Annotated in this window: 10 protein-coding genes; 4 read left to right on the top strand and 6 right to left on the bottom strand. The window is 65.4% G+C overall.

Annotated elements, in window-relative coordinates; genetic code table 11:
* On the bottom strand, positions 1–2,634 hold the full coding sequence (locus QFZ41_RS01405; RefSeq protein WP_429200158.1) for a TonB-dependent receptor: 2,634 nt from the start codon (positions 2,632–2,634) through the stop codon (positions 1–3).
* A gap of 868 nt (positions 2,635–3,502) precedes the next feature.
* On the opposite strand from QFZ41_RS01405, the gene QFZ41_RS01410 reads away from it, so the two are divergent.
* A complete protein-coding gene (locus tag QFZ41_RS01410; RefSeq protein ID WP_429197118.1) occupies positions 3,503–6,400 on the top strand; it encodes a TonB-dependent receptor in 2,898 nt (965 codons plus the stop codon).
* Between the two features lies 1 nt (position 6,401).
* Here QFZ41_RS01410 and QFZ41_RS01415 read toward each other — a convergent pair whose 3' ends face one another.
* The 3 genes from QFZ41_RS01415 to QFZ41_RS01425 form a co-directional block, all read right to left on the bottom strand.
* On the bottom strand, positions 6,402–6,572 hold the full coding sequence (locus QFZ41_RS01415) for a hypothetical protein (RefSeq protein WP_429197119.1): 171 nt from the start codon (positions 6,570–6,572) through the stop codon (positions 6,402–6,404).
* A 57-nt stretch (positions 6,573–6,629) separates the two neighbouring features.
* A complete protein-coding gene (locus QFZ41_RS01420; RefSeq protein ID WP_429197120.1) occupies positions 6,630–7,097 on the bottom strand; it encodes a DUF1203 domain-containing protein in 468 nt (155 codons plus the stop codon).
* 146 nt (positions 7,098–7,243) lie between these two features.
* Positions 7,244–8,164, bottom strand: coding sequence for an AraC family transcriptional regulator (locus tag QFZ41_RS01425; protein ID WP_429197121.1), 921 nt, complete (start codon positions 8,162–8,164; stop codon positions 7,244–7,246).
* Positions 8,165–8,366: 202 nt separating this feature from the next.
* On the opposite strand from QFZ41_RS01425, the gene QFZ41_RS01430 reads away from it, so the two are divergent.
* Positions 8,367–8,708 carry a carboxymuconolactone decarboxylase family protein gene (locus QFZ41_RS01430; protein WP_429200159.1) on the top strand — a complete coding sequence of 114 codons (342 nt, stop codon included), beginning with the start codon at positions 8,367–8,369 and terminating at the stop codon, positions 8,706–8,708.
* Positions 8,709–8,753: 45 nt separating this feature from the next.
* Here QFZ41_RS01430 and argS read toward each other — a convergent pair whose 3' ends face one another.
* Positions 8,754–10,514, bottom strand: a complete 1,761-nt coding sequence (gene argS / locus QFZ41_RS01435) for an arginine--tRNA ligase (RefSeq protein ID WP_429197122.1) — start codon at positions 10,512–10,514, stop codon at positions 8,754–8,756.
* A 142-nt stretch (positions 10,515–10,656) separates the two neighbouring features.
* Between argS and QFZ41_RS01440 the strand changes: the two genes are divergently transcribed.
* Both QFZ41_RS01440 and QFZ41_RS01445 read left to right on the top strand, forming a co-directional pair.
* A complete protein-coding gene (locus tag QFZ41_RS01440) occupies positions 10,657–11,922 on the top strand; it encodes an NAD(P)/FAD-dependent oxidoreductase (RefSeq protein ID WP_429200160.1) in 1,266 nt (421 codons plus the stop codon).
* 178 nt (positions 11,923–12,100) lie between these two features.
* The gene (locus tag QFZ41_RS01445; protein WP_429197123.1) at positions 12,101–12,259 is read left to right on the top strand and encodes a hypothetical protein; all 159 of its coding nucleotides are present in this window, start codon (positions 12,101–12,103) and stop codon (positions 12,257–12,259) included.
* A 15-nt stretch (positions 12,260–12,274) separates the two neighbouring features.
* Here the strand turns inward: QFZ41_RS01445 and QFZ41_RS01450 are convergent, their stop codons facing one another.
* The gene (locus tag QFZ41_RS01450; RefSeq protein WP_429197124.1) at positions 12,275–13,138 is read right to left on the bottom strand and encodes an aldo/keto reductase; all 864 of its coding nucleotides are present in this window, start codon (positions 13,136–13,138) and stop codon (positions 12,275–12,277) included.
* Positions 13,139–13,178 lie beyond the last annotated feature (40 nt).

Genomic DNA, 13,178 nt, shown 5'->3' on the forward strand with positions numbered 1-13,178 from the left:
TCAGAACGAGTACTTGACGGTGAGCAGCGTGGTCATGCCCGCATCGACGATGTCCGAGTTGGCCAGGCTGTTCCTGCCGATGTGCGACCAGTACGAGTACTGCTTGGTGAGGTTGCTCACCTGCAGGTCGAGCTGGATGCCGTTCGGCAGGAGATACCCCGCATGAAGGTCCACGCGGCGGATCGGACGGATCCACAGGTCGTCCCACGGGCTGCCCTGGTTGAGGAAGTCGTAGGTCGAGAGGTAGGAGCCCGTGTAGTGGTAGCTGAGGTTCAACGAGAACCCGTTCTTCTCATAGAAGAGTTCCGCGTTCGCCATGCGCTCCGGTGCCGCCTGCAAGCGCTCGTTACTGAAGCCTTCGCGCCCCAGGTCGACCTTGGAGTTCTGTCGCGTCGCGTTGACGCTGAAGCCGAGGCCATCCCACGGCGCGGGAAGATCCTGGAACTTCTGCCGCCAGGTCATCTCCAGGCCATACACCTTGCCGTCGCCGCCGTTCGTCGGCGTCTTGGTCAGCACGGTGCCCTCGCCTACCGTGTCCGGATTGGCCTGGCCGCCACCGCTGTCGTAGATGTAGTCGCGCAGTTTCTTGTAGAAGCCGGAGAACGACGCATAGCCGCCGCGATCCGTCGTCCATTCCGCGGCCAGGTCGACATTGGTGGACTTGATCGGGCTGAGGTTCGGATTGCCACGGGTGATCGTCGTCACGCCCTCGGACGTGTTGATCTGCGAACCACCGCCCAGCTGGACGAAGGCGGGCCGCGTGTAGCTTTGCCAGATCGCGGCACGGTACACCACGTTCCCGTTGGGCCGGTAATTGATGAACAGGCTGCCCAGCGGCTCGTTGTAGACCGTACGGTTATTGTCGAAGAAGCCCGGCAATTCATTGCCGTCGGCGTCGGTCGGCGTGGTCCAGAACGTATTGTGGATCGACGTGTGTTCGAAACGTACGCCGGGAATGATCTCCACCGGACCCTGGTTGATCGTGGCCATGGCGTAGGCCGCGGTGACGGCCTCGGTGCCACGCATGGTGTCGCAGTTGTAGTTGTTGAAATCGAGCGAGCTACACGTGTCCAGGTCCGACGGCAGCACGTGCTGGTCGATCAACGCCGCGACCGCCGCGCGGCTCACGTCCGGGGTACGCCAGTGGTATTTATCGGGGAAGATCGACGAGTAATAGCCCTTGAAGATGCCCAGGTCGTCCAGCGTCGTCACGCCGTCGTTGATGCCGCCGGTGGACCAGTCGCGATTGGTGAACTCGCGGGAGCTGTCGCTGTACTTCACGCCGAACTTCACCGACGAGACCGGGCCGCCGTCGAAGTCGTAGCGCAGGTCCAGCTTGGCGCCGCCGCGCTTCTGGCCAGAGCGGATGTCGGTGACCTCGCCATAATCGTTCGCCCACATCGCGCCGATGTTGTTCACCGAGCCGAGCAGGCCCGGCGTCAGCTGCGGGTACGGGAAGCCGCCGCCACCGTAACGCAGCAACGAGCTGCCTCCGTAGGCGAAGTTATCCTGTGAATACTTGTCCTCGCGTCCGTCGATCTCGACGTGGTTGGGTCGGTCGTTACGGCCGATGCTCCAGAACACGTTCGGCGAGATCGTCCAGCCACCCGCGACCTTGTCGGCACCGAACTGGATCGTCGCGAGATCGGCGCGTTCCGGGTTGGTCTCGAACCAGAAGCGGTTTGCGATACGGCCGATGTTCGGCGCATACACGCCGGGCGTCGCCGTGGGGACGTAAGTCACGTTCGACGGAAGCAGCTGCGTATACGTGGTGTTCTGTTCGGTGAGCGCGTACGCATAGGTCATCTTCGCGTAGGCTTTCAGGGTGGGGTCGACATTCCAGTCCAGCGAGATGTTGCCGCCGTAGCGCCGCTCGAAACCCGAAGCGATACCCACGTTGGTACCCGTGCTCGTGAGGTTGCGCGCCGGATCGTAACCGGGGGCGTTGTCACCGTCGGCCGTCGCATGGAGGAAGGCCCAGGACCCATCGTTCGAGGCGCTCTCCGCCGCGCCGATCTCGCTGTTCGCGATGTTCCGGTAGTCGTAGTAGCCGCTCACATACACGCCGAACTGTTTCTCGGCACCGAATTTTCCTTGCAACTCCGCGGCGAGACCGCCGCCGAGGCCGCTGCCACCGTAATCGCGAGCGCGGCTCTCCGACCGGCCGCTCGCGGTCACGCTGCCGCTGAAGTCCTTCTTGAAATCGAAGGCACTCGGCGTGCGGAAGTCGATCGTGCCGCCGATCGCATCGCCGTCCATGTCGGCCATCGAGGTCTTGTTCAGCACGATGGTCTGCAAGCCGGACGGCGGCAGCAAGCTCAGCTGCACGCTGCGGCTGTACGGCATGCCTTGCGCCACGTTGGATCCGTTAATGAGGTTCACGTTGTATTCGGAAGGCAGGCCGCGCACCGAGGCGAACATGCCTTCACCGCGTGCCGCACCGTCGATGCCGCCGAAGTAACCTGTCCCGGTCGTGGTCACGTTCACTCCCGACATCAGGCCGAGTGCCTCCGCCACGTTATGCACGGCGGTGTGTTGCAGGTCGTTCGCCGACAGCACCTCCACCGTGTTCACCGAATCCATGCGCATATTGGTCGCGTCGTAGCGATTCGCCACCACGCTGAGCCCCTTCATCTGCACCGCCTTTTCCGGCTTGGCCGGCGGCGGCGTCCCATGGGTAGTCACGGGCGCGGTGCCTGGCGTCGTGGTCGTGGCATCCGCGGGCGGCGTCTGGGCCTGCTGAGCGAATGCCGTGGATCCGATAATGGCGCACAGCGCCGCGACGAGCGTTTTCCTGGTTAAAACGTATTGATTACGCACAAGCCACCCCACCCCGAAAGTGTTCATAGAGTTCTCGCACGGCCCCTCGGCGTGCGAAGCGCTGTTCCGATGATCAGCGGGGTTCACCAACGGGTCCGTGCATGGCCTGACGGCACACCTGCGTGTACAGGCGTGCGTCGACGGGCCGTCGGACGAGGAACGTGCCGATCAGTCGAATGGGATCAGCGGAGGGTGTGCGGGGGAGAATAGCCGGCGACGCACTTGCCACGTGAGCGCAACGCGCTCAGCTTGGCGCGTACGAGAATCGGCAGGCCATCGGCCATGACGCGCGGGAAGGCGTGACCCGCTAAGGCGCAGCTGGTGTTCGCAAGATTTGAAGTGAGGCGACGCATCGTGGCTGTCCCATCATTCATCGCGAGCTGCGCGACCGGCATGCCCCATGCATGTGCGGCCTTGGCGTGCGACGGACGGCAAACTCTGCACGTCCTGCACGGTGCAACGTATAGCGCACCGCAAATTACGCGTCAACGGCCGAATTTGCATAGGTCTCCGGTTGCTGCGACGCACCAGGATGCGGCATGAGCGATGCATGCGTTCGCTCCACCTGAACGCAACGCGGAATTCTGCTGCGACGCAGGATGACAGTCAGGTGTCACTCCCTCATTCTCCGGCCCGCGGCGCGGGGGCGCCGGTCACTCCACCGGAATGCGGGGAAAAACAGATGAATCGTCACCGCCTGACGCAGGCTCCTTCCGTGCCTGTACTTCGTCCGCAGCCGCTCGCCCTGGCATGCGCCACCGCCTTGCTGCTCACCTTCGCGTGCGCCGCGAACGCACAGGATCAGTCGCAACAGACGTCCGAACCGGCCGCTCCCACGGCCACCAGGACCACACCGAAGAAACCCGCGAATCCGGATGCCGTAAGCAACCTCGACGCCGTCGTCGTCACGGGCATCCAGGGCAGCATCCAGAGCGCGATCAAGGCCAAGCAGACCTCGGACAACATCATCGAGGCCATTTCGGCCGAAGACATCGGCAAGCTTCCCGACAGCAGCATCGCGGAGAGCCTCGCCCGCCTGTCGGGCCTGGCCACGCAGCGCGTCGATGGCCGGGCGAATCAGATCTCGATCCGTGGCCTGTCGCCCGATTTCGCGGGCACCACGCTCAATGGCCGCGAGCAGGCCACTATCGGCGAAAACCGGGGCGTCGATTTCGACCAGTATCCGTCCGAACTGATCAGCGGTGCGGCGGTCTACAAGACGCCGGACGCGAGCCTCATCGGCCAGGGCTTGTCCGGTACCGTCGACCTGCACACGATCAAACCGCTCGACTTGCCCAAGCGCACCTTCGCCGCCAACCTGCGTGGCGAGAATACGTCCAACGGCAGCCTGAACCACGGTACGGGCGTGGGCGACACGGGTCACCGTGCGAGCTTCTCCTATATCGACCAGTTCTTCGACCACACGCTCGGTCTCGCCGTGGGCTTCGCGCAACTGGATTCGCCGGTGCAGGAAAAGCAGTACCAGGCGTGGTGGTGGAGCCTCAACAACGGCTCGCAAGGCGCCGAGACGAACTGGGGTGCGCCGCATACGCCGGGCATGCCTGATAACGTGCTGTCGCAGGAAGGCATGCAGTTGCGCGCGAAGTCGGAGAACCAGTTGCGCAACGGCCTCATGACCGTGCTCGAGTGGGCCCCGGACGATCATTACCACTCGACGCTGGACCTCTACTACTCCACCTTCAACCAGAAGACGTATCTCAACGGCGCGCAGTGGTCGAGCAGCCCGTACGACAACGTCTCCTATTCGAACGTCGGCTACGTGCCGGCCTTGCCCTATCCCATCGTCACCACCGGCCACATCGACGGGCTCAAGTCCGTCTTGCAGAACGAGTACACGAAGGAACACGACAAGCTGTTCTCCGCTGGCTGGAACAACCAGTACGACTTCGGCAACGGCTGGGTGATCACCGCCGATGCCTCGTATTCCAGCGCGAAGAAGCGCCTGCACGATGCCTACCTGTTCGCGGGCCTTCCCGATCAGGCCACGTCGTCGACCGATTTCGCCACGCCGGAGCACGAAGGATTTCCCGATTTCCGGCCGGGGGTGAACTTCGCCGATCCGTCCGCGATGTTCTTCACCGATCCGAACAACTACGGCTACAACGGCCGCGAGGAGTTCGACAAGCAGAAGGACACGATCAAGGCGTTCCGCCTGGAAGTGAGCCATCCCGTGGGCTGGATCTTCAGCGACGTCAATGTCGGCGTGAACTACTCCGATCGCAAGAAGACCAAGCAGGCCGATGTCTATTTCGCGTGGCTCAACGGCAATGGCGCCACGGGGGACACCTATGTGCCCGGCTTCGCCACACCGATCGACCCGTCCTTCCTGAGCGGCAGCACCGACCTCGGCTACGGCGGCATTCCCGGCATCGTCAACTACGACGTCCTGCGCGCGCTCGGCAACCAGTTCTACCTCACGCAGCGCAACGGCCAGTCCGACTGGAGCCGCAATTACACGGTGGAAGAGAAGGTTCCCGTCGCCTACGTGAAGTTCAACATCGATACCAGCCTGGGCGACGTTCCCTTGCGCGGCAACGTCGGCGTCCAGGCGGTGAGGACCGATCAGTCGTCGGATGCGTTGCAGACCAATGGCGATGCGCTCGTGGGACGTATCTCGGACGGAACGAAGTACACCAAGGTGCTGCCCAGCCTGAACCTCGTGGCCGAGATCGCGGACAAGCAGTTCCTGCGCTTCGGACTGGCCAAGACCATGGCGCGCGGCCGCATCGACGACGAGAAGGTCGCCACGTCCGCAGGCGTCGCGTTGGTCAACGACGGTCCCGCCGCCGGACAGGTGCTCTGGTCCGGCAGCGGCGGCAACCCGAAGCTGAAGCCGTATATCGCCGTGGGCGCCGACCTGTCGTGGGAAAAATACTTCGGCACGTCGAGCTACGTGGCCGCCGCGGTGTTCAACAAGAACCTGTTGAACTACATCTACAACCAGACCACGCTCGATTACGACTTCTCTCGCTACGTCAACGACAACCCCACCCTCACGCCGACCAGCACCATCGGCTCGTTCACGCGGCCGGAGAACGGTACCGGCGGCAAGATGCAGGGCCTGGAACTGTCCGGTGCCCTGGAAGGCGCGCTCGTCGCCCCGGCGTTGGACGGCTTCGGCGTGCAAGCCAATTTCTCGCTCACGAACAGCACGTTGCCGGTGAGCGCCGTGTCGAGCATTCCCGGCAGCCCGTCCACCCTGCCCGGCCTGTCCCGAAAGGTGGCCAACCTGGCCCTGTACTACGAAAAATACGGCTGGTCGGTGCGCATCGCGGAACGCTACCGCTCGTCATTCACGGGCGAGGCCGTCGCCTTGTTCGACCAGCTTGGCTATACGCGCGTGCTCGCGGACAAGCAGACCGATTTCCAGCTCGGCTATGCCTTCGACCACGGCACGTGGAACGGTCTCTCGATCCTGCTGCAGGTGAACAACCTGACCAACTCGCCGATGAAGACGGAGCAGATCGCCGCCCTGCCGAACAACGTCAAGGTCGCGCGCCCACTGGAATACGATACGTTCGGGCGTACCGTGATGTTCGGGGTCAACTACAAGCTCTGAGTCAGCCGATCCAGGGTACGTTCGGGGAGTGCTGGGCCAACGCCGTCTCGTCGCGTTCGGTACAGGCCCAGCACGGCACCTCCACCTGACAACCGACTTCCTCGTCGATATAGGTGACGGTGCCGGTGCCCTGGCAGATCGCGCAGACCGTGGATTCGCTGGTGGTTGGCATGAGGAATCGCCTCTCGCGGAAACGGCTCCGTTATACGCCACTCCAGCGAAGCCGGCGTCAAGCCCTGTCCACGCGCGCGGCAAAGCAGCCATAGGCCGCGTAATGGGCGTGGATGTAGCTCACGGCGGACATCGCGAACAGGCGTTCGATGGCCTCGGCCGCCGTGCCGCCGTCGACGACGACGGCACTGGCGATATGGTGGTGGCGGTCGAAGCCGCGCAACGACAAGGTACGCACGCGCATCACGTCGGGCACCTCGTCGTAGCCGCCGTACGGCGTGGTCGCGCCCTCTCGGATGAAGATCGCGTGGCTCGACCGGTAGGGCGTTCGCGCTGGCTGGTGCATGTGGTTGAGCAGCAACAACGGCTCGCCCCGGCGCGCCGCGCGAAGCTCCACGCGTTCCGGATAACCCGTGTCGTCGGTCGCCATGATGCGGATCACGCCGTGAGCCTCGAGCGATGCCTCGTCGAGGCCATACAACGAAACATAGGGCTGGGGGTCGAGGCCGGTAATGCGGAATGACATGGCGGACGGCTCCTTGTGGGGGACAGGTGCATCGTCTCCCACGGACCACCCGCCAGCCATCCGCATCTTGCGCCTCATGCCAATGGACTCTACATCCCGACCTTGCCACAACACTTCCGTACGAGCTGCCGCCACCGGGACCGCTCTCACGCCAACTGGTTATCCCGCCGGAAGCGAGCGGGCGTGGTGCCCATGACACGGGTGAAGGTCTTGCCGAATGCCGACTCGGACTTGTAGCCCACGCGGTCGGCCACGGCGCCGGCGGTCAGTTCGCCTCGGCGTAGCAGGTCGCCCGCCAGGTGCATGCGCAGGAGGGTGAGTACCTCGTGCGGCGGGATCTTTCCCTTCGCTTCGAAATGCCTCGCGAAGGTCGCGCGTGACATCGCCGCTTCCGCGGCCAGCGTCGCCACGGTCCACTCGCGCGAGGGGTCGCGCAGCATCGCCAGCACCGCGTTGCCCAGCCGCGGGTCACCCATCAACGACAGCAGCGACGGCGGCAACGTGCCCTGGCGAAGGTGAGCACGCAAGGCGAAGACGAACAACGCCCGCGTCAATGCCGTCACCACCGATAGCGCGCCGGGTTCGAGCCGCGTCACCTCATTCCTGAACATGCCGACGATGGCTTCGAGCGCAGGAAGGCCATGATCGTCCGCCAGTTTCACGTGCAGAACCTCCGGCAACGCGTTCAGCAGGAGGCGCGCGGCGTCCGGAGCGAAAGTGAAGCGCCCGCAAAGCAGGTCGAGGTCCGCCGGCCCGAGCGTATTGCGCTTGATGTCGAGCGGGCCGCGATGATCCAGCAAGGGTTCGACCGCCGCCGAGCGCGGTCCGCCATCGTGAACGCGGTGGCGGGTGCCTTGCGGAAGCACCACGAGGTCGCCCGCCGCCATGTCCACGGTGGCATGGCCTGGCAGTTCCAGCCTCGCCGCACCGGCGAGCACCAGGTGGAACGGTGCTTCACCGGGCAACGCGTCCTCATGATCGAGGCTGAAACCGCCCGCGAGATAACAGCGTACGTCGAGGGCACCTTGCACATTAGCCAGTTCCAGCACGCGAGTAAGAGCATCCATGCCCGAAGTATTCATGCTCATGGCACGACAGGCAAATCGGAAATGACATCCGACGCTCACGCCGCGGGGGCTTCAGGGGATCGCGCTGAGACGATCGAGCCAAACCTTGCGCCGCCGCGGTGTTCACACGCCTCCCCACCAGGATCATGATGTGCCGACCGACGACGCATACCGTGCCGCCGGATCATCGGAGGACGAGGTCATGCTCGATTGGGTCGAATATCGCAGCCAACTGATGGGCCGTATCGGGGAAATCGCCAAGCTGAGCCCCGGCACCGTCCAGGGCTACCAGGCGCTTTCCACAGCGGGGGCGAAGACCAACCATCTCGACGCGAAGACCCGCGAACTCATCGCGCTCGCTGTCTCGGTAACGACACGTTGTGACGGATGTATCACAGTGCACACCGCCGAAGCGCTGAAGAACGGCGCGACGAAGGAAGAGATCGCGGAAGCCCTCGGCGTAGCGGTGGCGCTGAACGCCGGTGCGGCGCTGGTCTACTCGGCGCGCGTGATGGACGCGACAGAGGCGTATTCGAAGGCGTGATTGCAGGGGCCGCGGCGGACGGCGCCGCGGCCCTGCCTTGCCCGTTCACATGCGCGGCGGGACATCCAGGCCGAGCAGGTCCAACGATGTCTCCAGTACGCCCCGAGCGAGCAGACACAAGCCGAGCCGCGAGGCACGAACGGCGGGATCTGTTTCGCCGATCACGGCGCAGGCCGCATAAAACCGGCTGAAGCGCTGCGCCACGCCGAACGCGTACTCCGCGAGGATGCCCGATTGCAGTTCGCGCCCTGCCTCCGACACGGCATCCCCGAAGCCGAGGCACGACAACAACAGGTCGCGCTCCTCGTCCATGATCGGCAGCAGCGGTCCGGACACGGCGCCGGCGGCCTTCTCCAGCAACGACCGCAAACGCACGCAGGCGTATTGCAGGTAGGGGCCCGTGCGCCCCTCGAACGCGACAAGGCGGTCCGCGTCGAATACGTAACCTGACAGGCGATCGCCGGAAAGATCGGCGAACTTCACGGCGCCGATGCCCACCTGCCGCGCAAACACCCGTCTTCCGTTGTCGTCCAGACCAGCGCCATAACCCGACTCGCCGATGCGCACGGTGGCACGTTCCACGGCCTCATCCAGCAGGTCGGTCAGTTTCGCCACGCCGCCATCGCGCGTCTTGAACGGCTTGCCGTCGCGCCCGTTCACGGTGCCGAAGCCCGCATGTAGCAGCTCCACGCCCGAAGCGATGCCGGCTTTTCCAGCGGCACGGAATACCTGGGCGAAATGCAGTGCCTGTCGCTGATCGACCACATACACCACCCTCGCGAGGCCAGGCATCGCGGCCCGGGCTTCCAGGGTGGCGAGGTCGGTGGTCGCATAGAGCGCGGCGCCGTCACTCTTGGCGAGCAGCAACGGCGGCACCTCGTGCGTGTCTCCGGGATCGGACACGTCGACCACCAGAGCGCCATCGCTATGCCGCGCCACGCCCGACGCGACCATGCGCTCGACCAGCGGCGCGATGGCGTCGCGCACATCGCTCTCCCCGTCCAGCGCATCGAACACGATGCCCAACTCGCGGAAGTCGGCGACCTGGGCCTCCAGGCTGAGCGCACGCAAGGCGTGCCACAACGCGAGCAGGCCGGGATCGCCCGCTTGCAGCGCGGCGGTATCCGCGCGGGCCTCGGCCATTCGTTCCGGGTCCGCGCGACAGGCCGCCGCGGCTTCCGGATAGAGCCGCTCCAGCTCCTGAAGCGTCACGGGGGGATTCGCGGGATACGGCCGGTCCGACGGCGGCTGGAAGTACGCCAGGCCGGGCGAACGATGGCGGATCGCGGCGCTCAGCATGCCCATCTGCAAGCCCCAGTCACCCAGGTGCGCATCCGCATGCGTACGCCATCCCAAAGCCGCGTGGATGCGCCGCAGGCTCTCGCCGAGCACCAGCGAGCGAAGGTGCCCCACGTGCAGGGGCTTGGCGACGTTCGGGCCACCGAAATCCAGGACCACGAGGCGCCCCCTGCCCTCGTCGGCGATACCCAGGCGCTCGTCCGCCACCAGGTCGGCCGCGCAAGCGGTGAGGAAGGCGGCGGACAAACGCAGGTTGACGAAGCCAGGGCCCGCCACCTCCACGGCCGCGAATGCCGGATCGTTCCGCAAGAGCGCCACGATGTCGTCCGCGATGAGCCGCGGCGCCCGCCGGAGGTCACGTGCGGCAGCGAGCGCGCCGTTGCACTGCAGGTCGCCCAGTTCAGGACGATCGGATGGCTGCGCCCGGGCGAGATGCGCAGGCAGGCCAAGGGAATCGAAGACGACGGCGAGCTTGGCGTCGACGCGCGACACCGGCGACTTGAACATGGAATCTTCTCCGCGGAAGCTTGCTTATATGGCACGGCGGGTCTTCGCAAGCAACCAACGATATGACCGGTATGCTTGGTGGGAAAACGCAGGAGATCCTCCATGACCGCTTCGAAACATCCTGGCGCGCACACCCGTCGTCATCGTCGGCGGTGGCGCGGCGGGCATCGAACTCGCGACCCGGCTAGGCAAGCGTGGCGATCTCGACGTGGCCCTGGTCGACCGCGATGCCAGCCACTTCTGGAAGCCACGCCTGCACGAGTTGGCCGCCGGCCTGCTCGGCGACGGCGAGGAAGCCGTTCCCTTCCTGGCCCATGCGCAGAGCCACGGCTACCGCTATGAACCAGGCGCCCTCAAAAGAGTGGATACCGAGGCACGGAGCATCGATCTCGAGGAAGTGCGCCTGCCTCAGACGGACGAGTTGATCCTGCCGCCACGATCGCTTCGCTACGACACGCTCGTGCTCGCGTTCGGCAGCCGGGTGAACGACTTCGGCACGCCCGGCGTGCTCGAATACTGCGACATGCTCGACAGCCCGGCGCAGGCCGTCGCGCTGCGGCGGAAGATCCTCGCGCTGGCGCTGCGCAGCGCGGGCGATCCCGACCGGCGCATTTCCATCGGCATCGTGGGCGCGGGCGCCACCGGCGTGGAACTGGCCGCCGAGCTGCATCACGCCTTCAACGACATGCACCGCTACGGTGGCCTCGACCCGGCATCCAAGCTCGATATCACCCTGATGGACATGGCGCCCCGCGTGCTTCCCGCCGTGGACCCGCGCACCTCGGCGTCGGCCCAGCGCATACTCGAACGCATGGGCGTGACCGTGCGCGTGGGCGTCGGCGTGGACTCGGTCAAACGCGGAGCCTTCCACCTCTCCGATGGAAGCACGGTCCCTTGCGATATCCAGGTGTGGGCCGCCGGCGTCACCGGACACGACATGGTCAGGGGACTTGGGCCGTTCCAGTTGTCGAAGGACCGGCGGATCATCGTCGACGGCCAACTGGCCGCCCTGGGCGTCGAGCACGTCTACGCCATCGGCGATTGCGCCTTCGCCACCACGACACCCGATGGTCCCAGCGTGCCGCCGACCGCGCAAGCGGCGCACCAGCAGGCCAGTTACCTTTCGCGGGCGCTGCCGCGTGCGATCCGCGGCGAGTCCGTCGCTCCGTTCACCTATCATGCGAAGGGCACGCTCGTTTCGCTTGGCGAACGCCAGGCCACCGGTGAACTGCCATCGGGCGCGCGCGGCAAGGCGCCCATACCCATGCGGGGCTGGCTGGCGAAGATGCTGTATGTCTCCCTCCAGCACATGCACCGCGCCACCCTGCACGGCTGGCCGCGGGCCAGCGCGTTGTGGCTGGCCGACTGGCTACGCAATACCACGCTACCGCCCGTGAAGCTGCACTAGGTTCGCCGGGCGGGCGCGGTGGCCGCGTGACGTGGATCACTCATCACGGGCGTGCGAACCGGTACCGTCCATTACCATCTCCTGCTACCCGTTCACCCGCCTACGGAGATCCGCCTGGACAGCCTGCGCCAGCCCTTGCGCCGCGAACGGCCAACGGCTGGCAGGACTCGCCGAACAGTTGCAGGCGAACGCGGCGGAGGCCCCGATCGCCTTCACCCTCGGTGCCGCGATCAAGCCGCGCGGAGCGTCGCTTTCCGACGCGCTCGCCACGGCCGACCGCCGGCTTTACGAGGCGCGCGCGGAACGTACGGACCAGCCGCCGTTCCACGCCCGCTAGGCCGTGATCGACGTGTCACGCCTTGACCGCGTGCTCCAGTGCCTCGTAATCCTCTTGCGATAGCTGCAACGACGCGCCCTTGACGTTCTCTTCGAGGTGGTCTGGGCTGCCCGTGCCCGGTATCGGCAACATCACCGGCGTGCGCTTCAGCAACCAGGCCAGCGCCACCTGCCCATCGGTCGCGCCGAGCTTCTTCGCGATACCGGACAACACCGACCCTTCCTTGGCCAGGTCGCCGGCGGCCAGCGGGAACCACGGAATGAAACCGATGCCGTGCTTGTCCGCGAAATCGACGACGGCTTCGCTCTGGCGGTTGCCCAGGTTGTACAGGTTCTGCACCGTCGCGACCTTGAAGTACTTCGAGGCGGCTTCGATTTCCTCGACGTTGACCTCGGAAAGGCCCACGTGACGGATGAGGCCTTCGTTCTGCATGTCGCGGATCACGCCGAATTGCTCGTCGCGCGGCACCTTGGCGTCGATGCGATGCAACTGCCAGAGGTCGATGCGGTCGACGCCCAGGCGGCGCAGGCTCATCAGCACGCACTGGCGCAGGTACTCGGGCCGCCCCACCGGAGCCCAGATGTCCGGGCCGTGGCGGGTCAACCCGCCCTTGGTGGCGATGACCAGGCCCTTGTACGGGTGCAATACCTCGCGGATCAGGTCTTCGCTGACGTAGGGACCGTAGCTGTCGGCGGTATCGATGAGGTTGACGCCAAGTTCGGACAGCTTCGCCAGCGTATCCCGCGCGGCCTTGGGGTTGGCAGGATCGCCCCAGATGCCCTTGCCGGTGATGCGCATGGCGCCGAAGCCGAGGCGATTGACCTCGAGGTCGCCACCGATCCTGAACGTGCCGCTCGCGGATGCGTTGATGCTTGTCATGCTGGACTCCGTTACGTGGGGGACGAAGGAAACCAGAATG

It is taken from the genome of Luteibacter sp. W1I16 (genome assembly GCF_050434905.1).
Taxonomy (GTDB): Bacteria; Pseudomonadota; Gammaproteobacteria; order Xanthomonadales; family Rhodanobacteraceae; genus Luteibacter.

Excerpts from the sequence above, each read along its gene's own strand:
- QFZ41_RS01415 (WP_429197119.1), bottom strand. The coding sequence starts at position 6,572 with ATGCCAACCACCAGCGAATCCACGGTCTGCGCGATCTGCCAGGGCACC.
- argS (WP_429197122.1), bottom strand. The coding sequence starts at position 10,514 with ATGTTCAAGTCGCCGGTGTCGCGCGTCGACGCCAAGCTCGCCGTCGTC.
- QFZ41_RS01410 (WP_429197118.1), top strand. The coding sequence starts at position 3,503 with ATGAATCGTCACCGCCTGACGCAGGCTCCTTCCGTGCCTGTACTTCGT.
- QFZ41_RS01425 (WP_429197121.1), bottom strand. The coding sequence starts at position 8,164 with ATGGATGCTCTTACTCGCGTGCTGGAACTGGCTAATGTGCAAGGTGCC.
- QFZ41_RS01420 (WP_429197120.1), bottom strand. The coding sequence starts at position 7,097 with ATGTCATTCCGCATTACCGGCCTCGACCCCCAGCCCTATGTTTCGTTG.
- QFZ41_RS01405 (WP_429200158.1), bottom strand. The coding sequence starts at position 2,634 with ATGAAGGGGCTCAGCGTGGTGGCGAATCGCTACGACGCGACCAATATG.
- QFZ41_RS01430 (WP_429200159.1), top strand. The coding sequence starts at position 8,367 with ATGCTCGATTGGGTCGAATATCGCAGCCAACTGATGGGCCGTATCGGG.
- QFZ41_RS01450 (WP_429197124.1), bottom strand. The coding sequence starts at position 13,138 with ATGACAAGCATCAACGCATCCGCGAGCGGCACGTTCAGGATCGGTGGC.